The following is a 19,500-nucleotide window of genomic DNA, read 5'->3' as shown; positions in this document are numbered from 1 at the left end:
AATAACAAAAAGCCTTAACCCACTGTCATTCCCGCGAAGGCGGGAACCCATTCCTAACAAAGCGCCGTGCCCACTGATGAATAGATTCCCGCCTTCGCGGGAATGACAACAATCTCTAACGTCTGCTCGGCAATGACAAAATCCCTAACGTCTGCCCGGGAATAACAAAATTCTTAATGTCTCCGAAATAACAAAAATCCTTAACCCACTGTCGTTCCCGCGAAGGCGGGAACCCATTCCTAACAAAGCGCCGTGCCCACTGATGAATAGATTCCCGCCTTCGCGGGAATGACAACAATCTCTAACGCCTTCTCAGGTATGACAAAAATCCTTAAGGTCTGCTCGGGAATGACAACATTCCTTAACTTAATGGCTATGCCGCTACGCTTCACTTATTGCGACAACGCCCCTGGACTTCACCTTTTTCTTTAATACTAAAATTTCTATACTATATCTATTGCTTTCGATTTGAAGCAACTTCAACAATTGCAGTTAATATCAACTCATTACTGACCGTTAACGCAGGAGCTGGAGCAGCTGACTCGCCTACCATCATCGTATTCATCGTCTTGGCTTGATAAAGCCTTGGTTGGGATGGATTATTCCCGTCAACAAAATCTAAATTACTGACGCTGTAATTTTGCCCCGGATATGCCTTATTGATACGAGCAAGTTCATCATTCACTTGTTGATATAACCGTTGGCGAATTTGACTTAAAACAGCCTGTGTTTCATCAAAACTTGGCTTAAAATCGACACTGGCTATCTCATATTTTGCCCCGGGTAAACTCACATCTTTAGCATTTTTATAAATATCGGTTAATGCGCCTTGGTTTACTCGTGCTTGTGCTTGCACATACAACTTTTCAAGACCAGAGCTATCTTGTGACCTATCGAATGCGGTCAAATGCCACTCCCCTTTTGCGATTTTATTCAATCGCTCCATAATATCAGCTCGTGCCTTGACCAAATCAGCACTGGTTAAAGTCACATTGATATTGACCCCTAATAAAGCAGTTTGAGTTGTTACCCACTGTTTTGCTGAAAGTTGAAAATCAATTTTATCAAGAACCAATTGAGGCCGTGGAATGGATGGAGGTATCATTTCTTCAGCAAAGGCAAATGGTGTAACTAGCATTAAAGTCAGCATTCTGAAAAATACTTGGCGCATAACACTCTCCAATCTGATGAATAATTAAATAAGTGTATACCAGCATACCTAAAGACACCAAATTATTAACTGCACCATTGATTTAATCAAAAAATAGGAATATAACTTCTGCAAAAATATTTGAAGAGGAGCATCAACAAATGATTTCTGTGGACAATATATCAAATACTAACCCAATAATGGCCGAAGATGATTTCCTCGATTACGCGCTCTCTCATGGTTTTGGAGACTTACACTTTAAAGTGGATCCCATAACTGGAATGAAAGCTATAATCGCCATTCACAACACCAAATTAGGTCCTGCTTTAGGTGGTTGCCGTTTTATTGAATATCCTAGTACCTATGCTGCGATTCAAGATGCAATGCGTCTTGCCCGAGGAATGAGTTTCAAAGCAGCATCAGTGAACTTGCCTTTAGGAGGCGGTAAATCAGTCATTATAAAACCCAAAGGTTCGTTTGATCGCGCTCAGTACATGCATCAATTTGGTCGATTTGTTCATGAATTAAATGGCCGCTACATTACTGCTCTCGATAGTGGTACTGAATTACCAGATATGGACATCATTGCAGAACATACCCCCTATGTAGCCAGCTTATCTAAATATGATGGCGATCCTTCTCCCTCTACTGCCCGAGGTATTCTGCGAGGCATTCAAGCCGCTGTTGCGTTTAAACTCGGTAAAGAAAGCTTAAACGGAGTTCATGTAGCCATCCAGGGCTTAGGCCATGTTGGATTTTTACTTGCTAGACATTTACATGAATTAGGAGCCACACTAACCGTTGCGGATGTCTCAGCTGCAGCAGTCGATCGTGCCGTTACCGAGTTGGGCGCTAAAGCAGTAAGTACGGATCAAATTCACAAAGTACCTTGTGATGTTTTTGCTCCTTGTGCATTAGGTGCGATTATTAATGACATCACTATTTCTCAACTGCAAACCACAATTATCGCAGGTGCAGCAAATAATCAGCTAGCTCATACCTTCCATGGAAAAAAATTGCACGACAAAGGAATTTTATTTGCAGTAGATTATGTTATCAATGCGGGCGGATTAATTTTTGCTGCCTCTAAATATCTTCATACTCCTGAAGAAAAAATTAACCAACAGATTGATGCGATCTATACTCATTTAACTGAAATCTTCGCTCTGTCTGTTAAGGAAAATTTACCTACTAGCGAAATTGCAGATAATTTGGCAAAAGAGAAATTATCTTAAAAGAAAGAATGATATGAAACACTTAAGTCTAACTCCTGAGCTTTATGAATACATGCTGGATAAATCTTTGCGTGAACACCCTTCCCTAACCGGTCTACGCAAAGTGACATCCACCATGGAACTGGCAAACATGCAAGTTGCACCGGAACAAGCACAATTTATGCAATTGCTTTTACGCTTAATCCGCGCAAAAAATGTTTTGGAGTTAGGAACATTTACTGGTTATAGTGCTTTGGCCATGTCCTTAATGCTACCTGATGACGGTAAGCTGATTACCTGTGACATCAGTGCAGAATGGACAAGCAAGGCACATCCTTTCTGGAAAGAAGCGAAACAAGATCATAAAATTGAATTACGACTTGGTCGAGCATTAGATACATTACATGCCTTAATCGCTGAAGGTTGGGAGCAAAAGTTCGATTTTATTTTTATAGACGCCGACAAAACCAATTACGTAAATTATTATGAAATGGCATTAAAACTGATTCAACCTCAGGGATTAATTGCAATTGATAATATATTCTGGGATGGTAAGGTAATCGATGAAAATGAAAAGGGCGGGCAAACCAGAGAAATCAGAAAACTTAATGAATTAATTAAAAATGATCAGCGCGTATTTATTAGTTTGTTGCCTATAGCCGATGGATTATTTTTAGTACAGCCATCTTAAAGACATAACGTAGCCTGGGTGAAGTTCAGCAAAACCCAGGTTTCAAAATTCCTGGGCCTTCAGCACTCACCCAGGCTACACGTGTCATGTTTTCCCCTCTCTTGAGGAAAGGATTTTATAAGTACCGAATACTTTTAAAGGAGTAATAGACAATGCAAACAAATAACAACCCTTGTGGATTAGATGGTTTTGCTTTCCTCGAATTTTCAGGTCCCGATAAAAAACGCCTACATCAACAATTCACTGATATGGGTTTCCAAGCTACTACACACCATAAAAATCAAGACATCACTTTATTTCAACAAGGTGAGATTCAATTTATAGTCAATGCTGCAACAAATTGCCAAGCTGAAACACACAGCAAGACTCATGGACCTGGTGCTTGTGCCATGGGATTTAAAGTAAAAAATGCAAAAGCAGCTTTCGAACATGCGCTGAAACATGGAGCAATTGCTTTTGAAGATTGCGCACATGCACATCATGGTTTACTTGGTATCCAAGCAATCGGCGGGAGTGTTATTTATTTTGTTGATGATCAACATCAACCGTTCTCCGGCTATTGGGAACACCAATCTAGTAAAAAAGTAGCAGGTAATGGTTTAGTGATGATCGATCATTTAACCCATAATGTATTCCGTGGCAATATGGATAAATGGGCTCAGTTCTACGAATCCATTTTTAATTTCCAGGAAATTCGTTATTTTAATATTAAAGGGAAAATGACCGGCTTATTAAGTCGAGCGTTAGGTAGCCCTTGTGGAAAAATTAAAATCCCTTTAAATGAATCTAAAGATGATTTGTCACAAATTGAAGAGTTTCTGCACGAATACAAAGGCGAAGGCATTCAACATATCGCATTAACCACTGAGAATATTTACCATACCGTGCATACATTAAGAGAGCAAGGCGTTAAATTTCTTGATGTTCCAGATACTTATTATGAAATGTTGCACGATCGGCTCCCTTGGCATCAAGAACCAGTCAAAGCACTTCAAGATGAGCAAATCCTGATTGATGGTGAGCACGATCCGAAACATGGTCTATTACTGCAAATTTTTACTGAAAATATCTTTGGTCCTGTATTTTTTGAAATTATTCAACGCAAAGGCAATCAGGGATTCGGTGAAGGTAATTTTCAGGCGTTATTCGAGGCCATTGAACGCGATCAAATCCGACGTGGTACCTTGAAAGAACTATCAGCGTAAAGAATGTAGCCTGGATTAGGCAAAGTACCACGTCCATTCGTGTCGTTGTCATCCCCGCGCAGGCGGGGATCCAATTCTAATTGAACGCTAAAGCCAATTTAGAGATGGATTCCCGCCCACATGGGAATGATAAAGTTTTAACTTAATGGGAGTGGTGCAAAACGCAACCTAGGATTTTCAAAATTCGCATATATTTCGCTGCATCCAGGCACAACGACTAATGAGGAACTTATGAAACTTGCCAGTTTAAAATCAACATCATCACGAGATGGAGAGTTATGCGTGGTCAATCAAGCATTGACTCTTGCAATTCGTGTTCCCCAAATTGCACCCAACTTACAGTACGCTCTAGATCATTGGGATGCAGTAAAAGAAAAGTTACAAACTGTCTCGCAACAACTTAACGAAGGCCATTTGGAAAACACCTTCGATTTTGATCCGCAACTATGCACATCCCCCTTGCCACGTGCTTATCAATGGGCTGATGGCAGTGCCTACGTTAACCATGTCGAACTCGTGCGCAAAGCCCGAGGTGCTGTATTGCCAGAAAATTTCTGGACTGATCCATTGATGTATCAAGGAGGTTCCGATTCGTTCTTGGGGCCTAGAGATCCCATTTTAGTTGCTGATGAGGCTTTTGGCATCGACTTTGAAGCAGAAGTTGCAGTCATTACCGATGATGTTCCCATGGGGATAAACCATAAAAATGCAGAGCAACATATTAAATTGTTAATGCTAGTCAATGACGTTTCATTGCGTAATTTAATACCAGATGAATTGGCAAAGGGTTTTGGGTTTTTCCATTCCAAACCTTCCAGCAGTTTTTCTCCCGTAGCCATTACCCCCGATGAATTAAGTACTAATTGGGATGGACAACGTGTGCATCTGCCTTTATTGAGTCATCTGAACGGACAATTGTTCGGTCAGCCCAATGCTGGAATTGACATGACGTTTTCTTTTCCAGAGCTGATTCAGCATGCAGCAAAAACCAGAGTACTGGGTGCTGGGACTATTATTGGTTCAGGTACTGTTTCTAATCTTGATCGCAGCAAAGGTTTTTCTTGTATTGCCGAAAAACGTATGCTGGAAATCATAGAACAGGGTCAAGCAAAAACGTCTTTTATGCGCTTTGGGGATAGAATTCGAATCGAAATGCTCGACAAACAAGGTAAAAGCTTGTTTGGCGCCATTGATCAAGTTGTCAAAAAGGTATAAGTAATGAAACTTTATGATTATTTTCGCTCCACAGCGTGTTATCGGGTTCGTATTGCTCTGAACCTAAAAAATATCACTTATGAACAAGTTAACATTCATTTAGTGAATCATGGCGGAGAGCAGCATAGTGCAGAGTACAGAGAGATAAATCCTCAAGAGTTAGTTCCTTGTTTAGAAATCAATGGACAGATTATTAGTCAATCACTTGCTATCATCGATTATCTGGATGAGACTTACCCAATCCCTAAGTTATTGCCTCAAAATCCTTGGGATAAAGCTACAGTACGATCTCTTGCCTTAATCGTAGCATGTGATATGCACCCTCTGAATAATTTAAGAGTATTGAATCAATTAAAAGAGCAGTTTCAAGCCAATGAAACACAAGTTATAGAATGGTATCACCATTGGCTTAAAGCCGGATTTGATGCCCTTGAAGCGAAGTTATCGCATATTAAACGGAGCCAACCCTTTTGTTTTGGTGATGCAGTTACATTGGCCGATCTCTGTCTTGTCCCTCAAGTCTATAATGCACACCGTTTTCATTTTGCGATGGATAACTATCCTCTTATCAATGAAATCAATGCTCATTGTTTGACCCTGGAACCATTTAGAAAAGCAGCTCCTGAACTTCAATAGTTCAAACTTAGCCCCTCGTTTAATGGTGTAACCGTTTGTGGCTTCATAAACAGTCTGTGATGTTGTCCAGCACGGTTACCTTAACGTTAACAAGGGAAGATAAATCGGAATGTATTATTTCATGATAGACCAGATACATACTCTTCTGTTAGGTCTTGAGTTTGCTCTTCATCATTGCCTGAATTAAAGAATCGCAGTGTTGAATAGCTATTCGGCTTTCCAATTTCTGTTAACGCTTGAGCGAATAATTCATCATCCATTCTTCGCGTTAAATGTTCTTCTTGGTCTAGACAAACAGCCAATAAGTAATCGCTGTCTCGTTGTTTTTGATCTAATTTATTAATTACTTGCGGATTATATTCTTGCGCAAGTGCTTGGTAGGTCAATTGCTCTGCTTTATCCTTAAATGAAAAATAATTATGCTTAGAGAAAAAATATTACTTATTCTTAAAACCAGGCTTTACTTAATTCTACAGTCACAACACCGTCGGGTGTTTTTTCGAGCATACTCCATACCGTTTTACATCGCTGTAAATGGCCAACCAGGTAATTTTTGTTGCTGCATTTATAACGCACTGGCATTTGATCATACATCTTGTCTGACTTAATCGCATGACACTGCTCACCATTGGTTAATTCGATTCCCCAAGGATAAGTGCGAGACATATCCAATGTTTTATTTTGTTCATTATTCAAAGGTTCTTTAACCTTAATCAGCACGCTGTCTCCAATCCAGGGAGAACGAGGACATAAAGCTTCAGTCCTATTTGGACCAGCTTTTACAAAGCAAGGATCATACGTTTTACCACCAGCAATACAACGCCAAGCATCTTCGCGAATGATTAATTGAGATTGAGAATAACATTCGCCAAAAGATTTGCTTCTCACTTGCGGGACTACCTGCTCTGATGCATCACCATAGGGTCTGTATAATTTTAATACCGTATCATTTGCTGCAGCTGCAAAGGAACACAAAAACAATGAGATGCAGAATACTTTTAGCAACATAATGGTTCCTCAATAATTATATTGAAACACGTTCATATTTTCTTGATCTATAAGTTAAAGTTTTTTGCTATAGGAATAGCGCACTGAAATGAGAAAATCAATGCGTTTTAACACCAAGATAGTAGAAATGCGCATAACCCCAGTGTATCATCTCATTTTTAGTTACAGGTATCTATACTTCACGGGGTTACAATCGCGATTTTTGGCATATCCAAGCTCGCTAACCCTGACTAATTCTTCAATAAAAAATGCTTGATGTAACGTTATAACTACGCTTTATCTCAATCTGCATACGCAGACTGATAGAATTTAAAAAGTACCTTATGGCCATGCAAAGTATACACAGAGTGAGGAGTAAAAAATGACCCAAGTTTTTACCATAAAACAATGTCTGGATGGTGAAATCAGCATTGATGAACACGTTACCGTTAGAGGTTGGGTAAAGACCCGACGTGATTCCAAAACAGGCTTGTCTTTTATTAGCCTACATGATGGTTCCTGTTTTGCTCCAATTCAAATCGTAGCTACCGATGGTTTAGACAATTATCATGAAGAAGTCACTAAACTTAATGCCGGCTGTTCTTTGATTGCCTCAGGAAAATTGGTTGCCTCACAAGGAAAAGGCCAAGCCTTTGAAATTCAAGCTGACTATATTAAGGTCGTGGGTTGGGTAGAAAATCCAGATAGTTATCCTATTCAGGCAAAACGCCATACACTGGAATTTCTACGCGAGGTAGCTCATCTACGCCCACGTACAAATACGATTAGCGCCGTTACACGAATCCGTCATTGTTTATCACAAGCCATCCATCGTTTTTTCCACGAACAAGGTTTCTTTTGGATACATACCCCTATTATCACCTCTAGTGATTGTGAGGGAGCGGGTGAAATGTTTCGTGTATCGACTTTAGATCTTTTAAATGTGCCTAAAAATGAATTCGGTCAAATTGACTTTAGCAAGGATTTCTTTGGTAAAGAGACTTTTCTTACTGTTTCAGGGCAACTAAACCTGGAAGCTTATTGTATGGCTATGTCAAAAGTATACACTTTTGGGCCAACTTTCCGTGCTGAAAACTCAAATACCAGCCGTCACCTCGCTGAATTCTGGATGATTGAACCTGAAATCGCTTTTGCTACTTTGCAAGATATTTGTAATTTAAGTCAAAGTATGTTGCGCTATTTATGCAAAGCAGTCCTGGACGAACGTTCTGATGATATGGAGTTTTTCAATCAATTTGTTGCTCCAGGTTGTATTGAACGCTTGGAACATATTGCTGATTCAGATTTTGAAGTCATGACCTATACCGATGCCATTAAAATTTTGGAACAATGCGGTCAACAATTTGAATTTCCAGTCAGCTGGGGTTTGGATTTGCAGTCAGAGCATGAACGCTATCTGGCAGAAATTCATTGTAAAAAACCAGTCATCCTGACTAATTATCCGCAAGAAATTAAAGGTTTTTACATGCGCCTCAATGATGATGAAAAAACCGTCGCAGCTATGGATGTTTTAGCCCCTGGAATCGGTGAGATCATCGGTGGCAGTCAACGCGAAGAGCGTCTCGATATTCTCGATAGACGTATTGAAGAATGCAACCTAAGCAAAGAGAGTTATCAATGGTATAGAGATCTACGCCGATACGGTACCGTTCCACATGCAGGATTTGGTTTAGGTTTTGAGCGTTTGGTAAGTTATGTCACCGGTTTAGCCAACGTACGTGATGTCATCCCGTTCCCTCGCACCCCAGGACATGCGAATTATTAAGAGAAGTAAATTATGTAGCCTGAATGCAATAAAACAGAACCCGAGGATGACTGCTAAAAACCTCGGTTACGGCTTGCACCTTCACCCAGGCTACATTTCAGTTATTTATTGGCGTTTGATTTGATTGTAGCTTGAGTTCAGCAAAGCAAAACCCAGGTTTGTCATCATCGAATCCCCAAATTATTCTTCGCTTCACTCACGATTTTTTGAGAACTATTGGCTTTCAATACACTATGGTTTAAGGACAAACAGACTCCACCTCAAACCCATCCTCGTCCGCAATTTGCATATCATGAACAATAAACGGCGAAACCTGGGCTTTTGAACTTTTATATTTGCTTAGGGGAGATAAAAATTGATAGGAATTTAATGGGACTCCAGTATCAATCAGCTCATATTTGTTGGCGTCTTTTCTCACTCCGTCAAGAAAGTTCTTGCCTGAGGTTCTGCCCTGGGCAGTGTTGTGAATTAGATCTACAGATTTACGGTCATTTCCTGCTGTTTTTTTAAACATCCTGGTTAACTCCTCTGTTTATTGATAATCCTTATCTGAAACAGTAATAGCCTAGGAACGTATCTATATCATTTACACCTCTGACAACATGCCTTCTCCCAGTACTAAAACTCTATCCATTTGTCTTGCTAATTGCTGATCATGAGTTACGATAACCAAAGCGGTGTTCATTTTTCTATTCAACTCCAGCATTAAATCAAATACTTTCGTTGCAGTTGTCTGATCCAGATTTCCTGTAGGCTCATCAGCCAAGACGCAATAGGGTTGGTGCACTAAAGCTCGAGCTATTGCAACTCGTTGCCGCTCTCCTCCGGAAAGCTGTGCAGGCTTATGTGTTTTCCTTTCTTTCAGGCCAACATCATCCAGCATTTTACTCGCTTCGGCCTCTGCATCCTTCACTGAAACATTTGCTAGCAATAGCGGCATGGAAACATTTTCAAGCGCGGTAAATTCTGGTAACAAATGATGAAACTGGTAGATAAATCCCAAACCTTGGTTACGTAATTTACAACGTTGTTTTTCATTTATCCTTTGCCAATTTGTGTCCTTTATCAATACATCTCCGCTTGTGGGTTTATCTAAGCCACCCAATAAATGCAATAAAGTGCTTTTCCCAGAACCTGAAGGACCTATAATTGCCAAGCGCTCACCTTTGCCTATGGATAGATCAATCCCTCTTAATACGTGCACTTTAGAAGTACCGTCACTATATGACTTACATAATTTATTAGCACTTAAAATTACATCACTCATAATGCAAAGCCTCCGCAATCACAGTTTTTGAGGCCCGCCAGGCAGGATAAATTGTTGCAAAAAAGCTCATTAATAATGCCATAACACAAACTTTCCATAGATCGCTAAATAGAATCTTAGAGGGCAAATAATCCACAAAATAAATACTGGAAGACAAGACTTTAAAATGAAACCAGGTCTGAAGATGATTCACAATTGTGGTCGCATTGTTTGCTAATAGTAATCCGCCAATCAAACCAAAAAGTGTGCCGACAATTCCTACCATCATCCCTTGAACAATAAATGTCCATAATATGGTAGAAGGAGTTGCACCAATAGTTCTTAGAATTGCGATCTCAGCTTGCTTGTCATTAACAACCATCACCAGAGAGGAAACCAGATTAAATGCAGCTACTGCGATAATCAGTAATAAAATCAGAAACATCATCGTTTTTTCCATTTTAACTGCTTGGAAAAATGCACCATATTGCTGAGTCCAATTACCTACCTGATATTCTTCACCTAATAAGTGAGATAATCGAGAAGTCAATTCGGGTGCTTGATAAACGTTATCTATTTTCATTTTGATACCGGTTACATCATCACCCATTTGCAATAACTTTTGGGCATCCCCCATATTGATGAATGCCAATTTGGTATCAAAATTAAACCCGCTTCCCGCAGAAAAAACCCCAACTACAGTGAATCGTTTAAAACGAGGAATCATTCCGGCAGGAGTCACTGTCGCTTGCGGAATCATGACGGTGACCTTATCTCCAATCATCGTTCCCATGCTGTCTGCAAGCCCTCTCCCCAAGATGATGCCAAAATCTTTTAAATTACTTAGACTCCCAGCAAGTAACTTGTCTTGTAAGTGACTCATTTTTTCTTCTTTTTCAGGCAACACACCTGTTAAAACAATAGGATAAACCTGTCCTTCATGAACCATTAGCCCTTGCCCACCAACATAAGGTGCAAGCGCTTTAATTTCGGAAATCGTTTGAATTTTTTTAGCTACTTCAGGCCAATCACTGAGTCGTTCATTGGGTCCAGAAACTGTAATTTCAGGAGCCATCCCGAAAAATCGGTTATGTATTTGCTGGTCAAACCCATTCATTACCGATAAGACCGTAATAAGAACCATCACACCAATGCCAATACCTAGCATCGAACTGAGCGAAATAAAAGAGACAAAATGATTCTTCTTTCTGGAACGCGTATAGCGTAACCCCATAAAAAGGGCTAATGGTTTATACATGTTTGCTTTTATTTTTGGTTAAAGTCTTATTGTAGAGAAAAAATCATCCAAGCGATATACCTTATATGGAGTTCTGCTATTTATTATTTCTTCATCAGTTAACCCACATAGTTATCCACAGAATTTGTGGATATTTAATCGATATTGCGGAAAAAAAATGATTTTGTGGGGTAATTATTATGCATGCTTCATCTTGTCTATAAATGTATAAACGAGCTTTTTCAAAACACCATACTAGTGATAGACAGGTTTGTTTTTTATCAATTTGCGCTTCACTAACCCCCAAAATAAATGGACATAAAATTGACGCAAATGATTATAATATGTACGATTCTCCTTTAATATTATCAGGACGCTAAGACTAATGTCGATACATCATCACTATAGCGCCCCAGAACAATCGTTTTGGGTAAAGAAAATGGATTTAGCCTGAGCAGCAACCCTCCCGCAAACCCCACTCTTTTGAGCGCGTTATTTGTATGAAAAAAATGACTAGGATAATAGAAACATCGGTTATGCAAGAAATCTCATATTAACGGAAGGAATATTATGGCCTCCTCGGAAAGGAACGTACGAAAAATCATCTTTAACGATAAAATCGTCGCCTTTATCAACAAACCCGATGTGCATTTTGATGAAGTTGATGCCCTGTTAGGTGAAGAACTTAGCTTAACTCCACCTGGAAGAGCTCTTGAACAGCTCACCGATTTCCTTCACCTTGTTTCATTCATTAAAACAAAACGCTTTTCTAATCCGTTTTGGGCTCTACGCGTGTTTGCGGATATCAATACCAATCTGGAAGCACGGAAAGCTTTGGTAAAAGCAATGAGGTTAGCTCCTGAACAATATGATAAAATTTATGATCTTATCTGTTATTTAGCGCAAAAAAACAGGCTTGTTCGCTATACTGAACTAAGCCACGTTACTCCGGTTCGTTTCTCTATGGATAGAGGAAATTCAGATTCTATATATATGGAAGAACACAGTGAATGGTATTTGATTTTTGACGTGTTTGGGCTTTGTAAAAGTCTTCCTCATCAATTAATTCCATTACTAGCAGAATTATTAATAGAGGCCAATCTTTCAGTGGAGGATCTTTTAGCCCTTGATTCATTTTTTAAATTCATTGACAAACACGGTTTATTACAAAAAGAAATAATAGGACCTATGTTGCCCCAACTAAGATATAAAAACAGCATAGAAAAACTTCAATCCCTCCTGATCTATTTGCGGGATAATGATTTGCTAAAGCCTAATATTTTAGAACACACGTTGCCCTTGTTACATCATTTAAATGCACTTAAAAATTTTTTTGCTATCTACCTCACCGAACTGCAATCCATAGATTCATCTCAAGAAATATTAAAAAATCTCAATCTATATTGCCAACTTTCTGTGCATAACCCATACAGTTATGATGATGAAGTATCAACAAATACCCCCTTACATCAGGCCATTATTGAACGTAATCCGTCTAAATTGCAGCACGCATTGAGTTTGGCAAATCCAAAATTTCTTTTAACTACCTCTTATGAAAATACAGCGCTAGTATTAGCATGTAAACTGGCAGATAAAGAAGCGGCAAGGCATATTTTGAAAAAAATGCGCGAATTAGATTGCACTGTGAATCATGCTGATTCGCAGGGAATGACTGCACTTCATTGGGCAAGATTTTACCATTTTAACGATTTAAGTATGGAACTTATTGCCGCGGGTGCCCAAGAAGAATTAAAAGCCGCCAATGGAAAAAAAAGTGCTTATTTTGCCAAACATCAATTTACTCTGAATGATTTTAAAATAGAGGGCCGTGAAATTATCGAAGCTTTTTTCAAATTAACGAATAGTGTTTTGACTGATATCACCTTTCATGCAGATAAAATTGCCTTAAATCTAAACCTCACAACTCCAGAGGAATTGATGTCTTTATATCATCGTGATGAAGGAGCGCAGATTCGCTCATCCAACCGTTTCTACTTATTTTTTAAGGCATTCCGTCCTCGATTAATTGAATGGTTAGAAAAGCAAAGAGAACTGGATTTACAGTCCGAGCATGCAACAGTTGCACGAAGATCAACTGTTGGTTAAATAAGAAGTTATAAACCCGGGACACAAGAATGGATACTCGGTAGTGTTATTTTAATGAACTACCAGTTATCCTATATACCTAATATGTAAACCTGCTATCAGGTAAGGTCGTTTGTATGAATCCTAGCTCTTGGTATTATCCTTCGCTCATTGCCTTGTGTCTGTATGGTGCCTGGGGATATTGGGGTACAAGAGCATCCAGTTTTATTAATCCTCTATCCATCACTTTTTATTCAAGTATAGGCGTATTAATTTCTGGCATCATCGCTTTGGTATTACTTGATTTTAAATTGGATCTTTGTCCTAAAGGAAGTACATACGGATTATTGAACGGTTTAGCAAGCGGCATTGCCTGCATTTTTTTCATTTTGGCGCTACGCAATGGACCTACAATGCCGGTGGTACTTGTCACCTCGATGTATCCAATGATCACGTTGCTGCTCAGCGTTGTGTTTCTCAAACAAGGGCTAACATTAAAACACGGATTGGGTATGGTCTTTGCGATTCTTGCGTTAATCTTGTTTGCTTCAGAATGATTGGTGGTTGGTGATTGGTGCCCAGGGCCGGAATCGAACCGGCATGGAGTTGCCTCCGAGGGATTTTAAGTCCCTTGCGTCTACCTGTTTCGCCACCTGGGCAATTTATTTATGGAGGCTGAGGCCGGAATCGAACCGGCGTACACGGCTTTGCAGGCCGCTGCATGACCACTCTGCCACACAGCCTCATTTGATACTTCTAATACTTCTTCTTTAAGCTCTAAAAAAAAAGCGACTTTTGTTGTCGCTTTAATTTGGAGCGGGAAACGAGACTCGAACTCGCGACCCCAACCTTGGCAAGGTTGTGCTCTACCAACTGAGCTATTCCCGCGTCTCTACGGGGTGTGATTCTACCGAAATTTAAGACGCTGTCAATAATAAATTTAATTTTTTTTCGTTAATTCTGGCCATGCAATTGCCAGGTAAATAATCATCGACCAAATCGTTAAAATTGCGGCCACATAAAGCAGGACAAAACCCAAAATTCCACCCCATGTGTCTAACGAATTAAATGCTAATAATAAAAACAAAGCGATCATTTGCAGAAAAGTTTTAATTTTTCCTACATAACCGACTGTAACACTTGCACGTCTGCCAACTTCAGCCATCCACTCCCGTAATGCTGAAATAACAATTTCACGGCCAACAATCACAATCGCCGGGATAGTAATGTAATTAATCTCTTTAGCTCCGACCAAGAGCAATAAGCTGCTAGAAACCAGTAATTTGTCTGCGACAGGATCAAGAAAAGCACCAAATGGAGACATCATCTTGAGCTTACGTGCCAAAAAACCATCCAACCAATCAGTAAAGCTTGCTGCGGCAAAAATGCTTGCTGCCAACATATGTGCAAATGAAAACGGTAAATAAAATACAATAACAAATACTGGAATCAAAACGATGCGCAGCAAAGTTAATAAATTTGGTAAACTGGTTAATGTACTCAACGCTTGATACTCCCTTTACATAATACGAAATAAAGCAACCCCCATCCTATGAGTAGTTCAAAAATAAAATCCAGCCTGAACAAACTTGAGCTCGGGAATCGCGGCTCATTAATCTAATTCCTCGCCCAGGCTACAGATAACTATGTCTGTGGTTTACTACTCTTCGATAAATTTAAAAAATCTGCTATTTGTTCATAATCATCAAATACGACTACTGCCCCAGCAGCTTTAAGTGCAGATTCTTCTTGCTGGTGATAAACGTCTATTCCTACAGCAGTAACTTGAGCACCTTTTGCCATTTCCATATCGGTAAGCGAATCGCCTATCATTAATGTCGTAGCTGCTGTTCCACCGTGCTCTTCAATAATTTCTTCCAACATTTGTGGACAAGGTTTAGCAGGAACCTGTCCTGCAGAGCGAGTTATTTTAAATATATTATCAAGACCCGTAGTCTGCAAAGCGCGTAACAAGGATTGCTGTCCTTTATTGGTTGCAATCGCGAGGGTTATTTTCGCCTCATGCATTTGATGGATCAGTTCACGCACCCCAGGCATCAAACACACATCAGTTGAACGAGAATGCATAGCTAATTGTACTGCCTGTAATAATTGTTGGTGTTGTGTTGTCGTCAAATGCGGATATGTTTTCCTCAAAGCTTGTACTAAACCCAACTCAACATATTTTCTTGCCTGGTAAGGATCAAAATTGCCAAATCCCAACAAATTTGCTTCTGTAGCAACTATATGTAAAACGATTCCTACAGTATCCGCAATAGTACCTTCCCAGTCAAATACCACTAAATCATATGGATTGCTCATTGCTCACTACGCTCCTCGCACGTAATTGTTTTAGTGCGGTAGAAAAATGGTTATCTGCATCAGCTTGAAACAAATGCTTTGTGCCATTCAATTCAAATTGAATGGCTCGCGCATGTAAAAAAAGACGATGATGCTGATTATCTATCCCTTCTATTTCTCCTGCAAGTGCTCCATATTTTTTATCGCCAACTATAACATGCCCCAAATGGGCGCTATGTACACGGATTTGGTGTGTACGCCCAGTTTTAGGAGTCGCCTCAACCCAACAGGCCTGCTGATAGTTTTCAAGAAGCTTAAATCCTGTTTCCGAAGCTTTTCCTTCTTCTTTAACCGAGACAATACGCTCACCTGATTTTAAAGTATTTTTTTCTAGTGCGGCACGAACAGTCACTTGTTTTTTACCTTCCCAGCGATGAGTCAGTAACGCCCAATAAGTCTTTTGTACTTCACGTGACTCAAGCAATGCATGCATCGCTCTCAAAGTACTTCTTTTCTTGGCTAACAAAAGACAACCCGAAGTTTCCTTATCAAGACGATGAATCAATTCTAAATAGGCTAAATCTTGTCTTGTTTTTCTCAACGCTTCGATGACACCGAGACTCAAACCACTTCCGCCATGAACAGCAATACCTGCAGGCTTATTAATTACCAAAAAACAGGAATCTTCAAAAATAATGCATTCATTTAGCCGTTTTGCCAATGCATCACCTACAAACACCTCTTTTGATTCTGACAGGCGAATTGGGGGAATACGTACACTGTCGCCAGCATGCAACCTTGAATTGGCTTGTGCTCTTTTTTTATTAACTCGAACCTCACCACCACGGATAATTCTATAAATATGGCTTTTGGGAACACCTTTCAAAATACGAATCAAATAATTATCCAGACGTTGCCCTTCTTCTTCATTACTGATTTCTTTATAACTTACTTCACTCATTGTCAATAAACCTGTTTGCTGGGCGTGATTTTTTTGGTATGATCGCCAGTAGCGTGGAAAAATTTCCATGCAACCGAATTATAACGCATTTAAATAAAAAAAGCGTGACTATTTACTTTAAAGTATATGCTGATCGTTAAGGTGATTGGGTTTTAACCCGCCCTAAATGAGTGATTACTTGTTAAATTATAGTTACATGAGAAATAGCGCTTCCATTTAAGCAGATATAAGGAAGCAACCCAATGCCAGAGATAAATTGAGCATATTTTTGACAGAAACCTACGCATGCCAGACATGCTTTATACCGATTACAAATTATTTCAGGGCTTTCGCACGCCTTTGGCTTCATATTTCTACCCGTTTGATTTGTAACCAGTATATTTCAGAGCATGCACCTTTCATTAGACCTCTTTCGAAACTCGCTGCAAGAAAACAAATGCTCGGGAAAGCGAAGCAAAGAAATGGAGTGTACTCTGCAGTACATGAAGATTCGAGCACCGTACCGGCGACGCAGTCATCTTCTGCAGTAGCGTTTCAAAAGAGGTCTGTTGAGCAGGGAAACTGCGTAAAGTCTGTTTACAAGGCCATGGGTTCGCTTAAAGATCACATCGCTTATTGTTCAATTCCAGGTGCTACTGACCTATTAGCTTCTTGCGGTGAAACGCCCGGGTTTTCAAATATGGCAACACAGCATACAGATGTATGCATCGAAGCACAGAAAATCCAGACATCAGTCAAAAGCGTAGAAATGTCAGTATATCCAATTGAACCTCTAAGGTATTTTGAGCCTTATACTATCTCAACTTAAATGACGGCGCCCTAATTATGGGGTATTAGATGGAAAAAATGTTAATCAATGCGATGCAAACTGAGGAAGTTCGTGTTGCACTTGTTAAAGACCGTTATTTATTTGACCTGGACATTGAGTGTCCTGGTGAAGTGAAGAAAAAGGGGAATATTTATAAAGCAACCGTTACCAGACGGGAGCCAAGCCTCGATGCCGTTTTTGTAGAATACGGCTCTAAACGCCAAGGTTTCTTGCCACTTAAAGAAATTGCACCTGAATATTTAAGTAAAAATCCTGAAGAATTTGGTGATGAAAAGCCACCAATCACTTCGTTAATTCGTGAAGGTCAGGAGTTATTAGTTCAAGTAGACAAAGAAGAGCGTGGCAGTAAAGGTGCTGCACTCACTACCTATATTACCTTGGCCGGTTGCTACCTTGTTCTGATGCCAAACAACCCTCGCTCTGGTGGTATCTCCAGACGTATCGAGGGAGAAGAGCGCGATGAATTACGTGAAACACTCAACGCACTGACGCTACCCGAAGATATGGGACTTATCATCCGCACAGCCGGAGTTGGCAAAAGCCAGGAAGAGTTACAAGATGACCTGGATATGCTGTGTAATCAATGGCAATCAATCAAACAGGCTTATAATACAGAACTTGCTCCTTGCTTGATTCACCAAGAAGGTGATGTCATTATTCGTTCCATTCGCGATAACTTACGTAAGTCAATCAGCGAAATCATCATTGATGATCAGATTTCCTACATTAAAGCCAAGCAATATATTGAGCGCGTAAAACCCGAATTTTTACCTAATTTGAAGCTTTACAACAGCAGTATCCCTTTGTTTAACTTCTATCAAATTGAAAGCCAAATAGAAACTGCATATCAACGCCAAGTTATGTTGCCGTCTGGAGGTGCTTTGGTGATTGACCGAACCGAAGCTCTGGTTTCAATTGATGTAAACTCAGCCAAAGCAACTGGTGGAGCAGATATCGAAGCAACAGCCTTCAACACAAATATTGAAGCAGCTGACGAAATTGCACGCCAATTGCGTCTACGTGATTTGGGTGGTCTGGTCGTTATCGATTTTATCGATATGAGTTCCAGTAAAAATCAACGTGATGTGGAAAATCGCTTAAAAGAAGCGTTACAGGCAGATAGAGCACGGATTCAGGTTGGGCGTATCTCTCGATTTGGTCTTTTAGAAATGTCGCGTCAACGCCTAAGATTATCATTGGGTGAAAGCGCTCAAGAAGTTTGCCCACGTTGTGAAGGACGAGGTACTGTTCGTAACATTCAGTCTCATGGTCTCTCTATAACACGTCTTATCGAAGAAGAAGCATTAAAGGAGAAGACCGCTGAGATCCAAGTACAGCTTCCTGCAGAAATGGCAACCTTCATCATCAATGAGAAGCGTAATTTCATTAAAGACATTGAAAAAAGACACGGCGTTTCAGTAATAATTATCGCCAATCCTTATATGCACTTACCACAATATACGATTACTCGCCTCAAAGAGGATAATGTGGGTAAGTCTAAAAAACCCAGTTACTCTTTAATCCAGCAACCTGAATTACACCTTGCTGGCAGTGAGGCAGAAACTTCTTTACGTGATGAACCGGCAGTCAAGCCATTTACGGAACATCAACCCGTAAAAAGCGCTCAAACTAGTTTCATTAAACGTTTATGGTCGAGCTTATTTGGTGGGCATACAGACTCTTCAGCTTCAATCCCGCAGATTCAAGCTAAAAAAATGCCAAGCCGTAATCAACCACAAGCAAAATCATCTAAAGGAACTGGTGATCGAAGATCACAAAACCGACGACGTCGGCCTAGTGGTAATCAACAGCAACGAGCCAATACAGGCAGCAGTTCTCCTTCAAACCAGAATCGTAGAAAAACAGGTCAGCAGCAACAAGGAAATGTTAAAGCGACTGCTGCCAAAGGAGAAAGCAATAAAAAAAGAGAACCAGCAATAAAAGAATAAAGTGGATA

The 19,500-nt window shown here is 39.9% G+C and carries 19 protein-coding genes and 3 tRNA genes; 10 read left to right on the top strand and 12 right to left on the bottom strand.

What is annotated here, in order from left to right; all coding sequences use genetic code 11:
* Positions 1-454: 454 nt before the first annotated feature.
* Entirely contained in the window at positions 455-1,171 is a 717-nt protein-coding gene (locus ELY20_RS15770; protein WP_126955733.1) for a hypothetical protein, read from the bottom strand.
* A gap of 140 nt (positions 1,172-1,311) precedes the next feature.
* On the opposite strand from ELY20_RS15770, the gene ELY20_RS15765 reads away from it, so the two are divergent.
* From ELY20_RS15765 to maiA, 5 genes are all read left to right on the top strand, one after another.
* On the top strand, positions 1,312-2,385 hold the full coding sequence (locus ELY20_RS15765) for a Leu/Phe/Val dehydrogenase (RefSeq protein WP_126955734.1): 1,074 nt from the start codon (positions 1,312-1,314) through the stop codon (positions 2,383-2,385).
* 13 nt (positions 2,386-2,398) lie between these two features.
* Positions 2,399-3,055, top strand: coding sequence for a class I SAM-dependent methyltransferase (locus ELY20_RS15760; RefSeq protein WP_126955735.1), 657 nt, complete (start codon positions 2,399-2,401; stop codon positions 3,053-3,055).
* Between the two features lie 152 nt (positions 3,056-3,207).
* Positions 3,208-4,260 (top strand): 4-hydroxyphenylpyruvate dioxygenase, encoded by a 1,053-nt coding sequence (gene hppD / locus ELY20_RS15755; RefSeq protein WP_126955736.1) that lies wholly within the window; start codon positions 3,208-3,210, stop codon positions 4,258-4,260.
* A 231-nt stretch (positions 4,261-4,491) separates the two neighbouring features.
* Entirely contained in the window at positions 4,492-5,475 is a 984-nt protein-coding gene (locus ELY20_RS15750) for a fumarylacetoacetate hydrolase family protein (RefSeq protein WP_126955737.1), read from the top strand.
* 3 nt (positions 5,476-5,478) lie between these two features.
* The gene (maiA, locus tag ELY20_RS15745) at positions 5,479-6,111 is read left to right on the top strand and encodes a maleylacetoacetate isomerase (RefSeq protein WP_126955738.1); all 633 of its coding nucleotides are present in this window, start codon (positions 5,479-5,481) and stop codon (positions 6,109-6,111) included.
* Between the two features lie 119 nt (positions 6,112-6,230).
* Here maiA and ELY20_RS15740 read toward each other — a convergent pair whose 3' ends face one another.
* Both ELY20_RS15740 and ELY20_RS15735 read right to left on the bottom strand, forming a co-directional pair.
* Positions 6,231-6,497 carry a hypothetical protein gene (locus ELY20_RS15740; protein WP_126955739.1) on the bottom strand — a complete coding sequence of 89 codons (267 nt, stop codon included), beginning with the start codon at positions 6,495-6,497 and terminating at the stop codon, positions 6,231-6,233.
* 61 nt (positions 6,498-6,558) lie between these two features.
* The gene (locus ELY20_RS15735; protein ID WP_126955740.1) at positions 6,559-7,119 is read right to left on the bottom strand and encodes a hypothetical protein; all 561 of its coding nucleotides are present in this window, start codon (positions 7,117-7,119) and stop codon (positions 6,559-6,561) included.
* A 361-nt stretch (positions 7,120-7,480) separates the two neighbouring features.
* Here ELY20_RS15735 and asnS point away from each other — a divergent pair, with 361 nt between their 5' ends.
* The gene (gene asnS, locus ELY20_RS15730) at positions 7,481-8,884 is read left to right on the top strand and encodes an asparagine--tRNA ligase (protein WP_126955741.1); all 1,404 of its coding nucleotides are present in this window, start codon (positions 7,481-7,483) and stop codon (positions 8,882-8,884) included.
* A 238-nt stretch (positions 8,885-9,122) separates the two neighbouring features.
* Here the strand turns inward: asnS and ELY20_RS15725 are convergent, their stop codons facing one another.
* The 3 genes from ELY20_RS15725 to ELY20_RS15715 all read right to left on the bottom strand — a co-directional run bounded on the left by ELY20_RS15725 (position 9,123) and on the right by ELY20_RS15715 (position 11,388).
* Positions 9,123-9,398, bottom strand: a complete 276-nt coding sequence (locus ELY20_RS15725; RefSeq protein WP_126955742.1) for a hypothetical protein — start codon at positions 9,396-9,398, stop codon at positions 9,123-9,125.
* Positions 9,399-9,470: 72 nt separating this feature from the next.
* A complete protein-coding gene (lolD, locus tag ELY20_RS15720) occupies positions 9,471-10,151 on the bottom strand; it encodes a lipoprotein-releasing ABC transporter ATP-binding protein LolD (protein WP_126955743.1) in 681 nt (226 codons plus the stop codon).
* Positions 10,144-11,388, bottom strand: a complete 1,245-nt coding sequence (locus tag ELY20_RS15715) for a lipoprotein-releasing ABC transporter permease subunit (protein WP_126955744.1) — start codon at positions 11,386-11,388, stop codon at positions 10,144-10,146. Before ELY20_RS15715 ends, lolD begins: the two co-directional genes overlap by 8 nt.
* Positions 11,389-11,937: 549 nt before the next feature.
* Between ELY20_RS15715 and ankQ the strand changes: the two genes are divergently transcribed.
* Positions 11,938-13,473, top strand: a complete 1,536-nt coding sequence (gene ankQ, locus ELY20_RS15710; protein WP_126955745.1) for a Dot/Icm T4SS effector AnkQ/LegA10 — start codon at positions 11,938-11,940, stop codon at positions 13,471-13,473.
* Between the two features lie 116 nt (positions 13,474-13,589).
* Positions 13,590-14,009 (top strand): EamA family transporter, encoded by a 420-nt coding sequence (locus tag ELY20_RS15705; RefSeq protein WP_058466949.1) that lies wholly within the window; start codon positions 13,590-13,592, stop codon positions 14,007-14,009.
* A gap of 15 nt (positions 14,010-14,024) precedes the next feature.
* Here the strand turns inward: ELY20_RS15705 and ELY20_RS15700 are convergent.
* From ELY20_RS15700 to ELY20_RS15675, 6 genes are all read right to left on the bottom strand, one after another.
* Positions 14,025-14,111 (bottom strand) — tRNA-Leu (locus tag ELY20_RS15700).
* 10 nt (positions 14,112-14,121) lie between these two features.
* Positions 14,122-14,195: transfer RNA gene (locus ELY20_RS15695), tRNA-Cys, on the bottom strand.
* A gap of 69 nt (positions 14,196-14,264) precedes the next feature.
* Positions 14,265-14,340 (bottom strand) — tRNA-Gly (locus ELY20_RS15690).
* A 52-nt stretch (positions 14,341-14,392) separates the two neighbouring features.
* Complete coding sequence (pgsA, locus tag ELY20_RS15685) at positions 14,393-14,956, bottom strand: CDP-diacylglycerol--glycerol-3-phosphate 3-phosphatidyltransferase (protein ID WP_126955746.1); 564 nt, start codon at positions 14,954-14,956, stop codon at positions 14,393-14,395.
* A 140-nt stretch (positions 14,957-15,096) separates the two neighbouring features.
* Positions 15,097-15,774 (bottom strand): HAD family hydrolase, encoded by a 678-nt coding sequence (locus ELY20_RS15680; protein WP_126955747.1) that lies wholly within the window; start codon positions 15,772-15,774, stop codon positions 15,097-15,099.
* Positions 15,758-16,714, bottom strand: coding sequence for an RluA family pseudouridine synthase (locus ELY20_RS15675; protein ID WP_126955748.1), 957 nt, complete (start codon positions 16,712-16,714; stop codon positions 15,758-15,760). The genes ELY20_RS15680 and ELY20_RS15675 overlap by 17 nt, the downstream gene beginning before the upstream one ends.
* A gap of 436 nt (positions 16,715-17,150) precedes the next feature.
* Between ELY20_RS15675 and ELY20_RS15670 the strand changes: the two genes are divergently transcribed.
* Both ELY20_RS15670 and ELY20_RS15665 read left to right on the top strand, forming a co-directional pair.
* On the top strand, positions 17,151-17,522 hold the full coding sequence (locus ELY20_RS15670) for a hypothetical protein (RefSeq protein ID WP_126955749.1): 372 nt from the start codon (positions 17,151-17,153) through the stop codon (positions 17,520-17,522).
* A 29-nt stretch (positions 17,523-17,551) separates the two neighbouring features.
* Positions 17,552-19,492 (top strand): Rne/Rng family ribonuclease, encoded by a 1,941-nt coding sequence (locus ELY20_RS15665; protein ID WP_126955750.1) that lies wholly within the window; start codon positions 17,552-17,554, stop codon positions 19,490-19,492.
* Positions 19,493-19,500: the final 8 nt, after the last annotated feature.

The sequence above is a fragment of the Legionella qingyii genome, assembly GCF_003990155.1.
GTDB classification, from domain to species: domain Bacteria; phylum Pseudomonadota; class Gammaproteobacteria; order Legionellales; family Legionellaceae; genus Legionella; species Legionella qingyii.
Note: the sequence above shows the minus strand (reverse complement) of the source record. Positions and strands in the feature narration are given on the sequence as shown.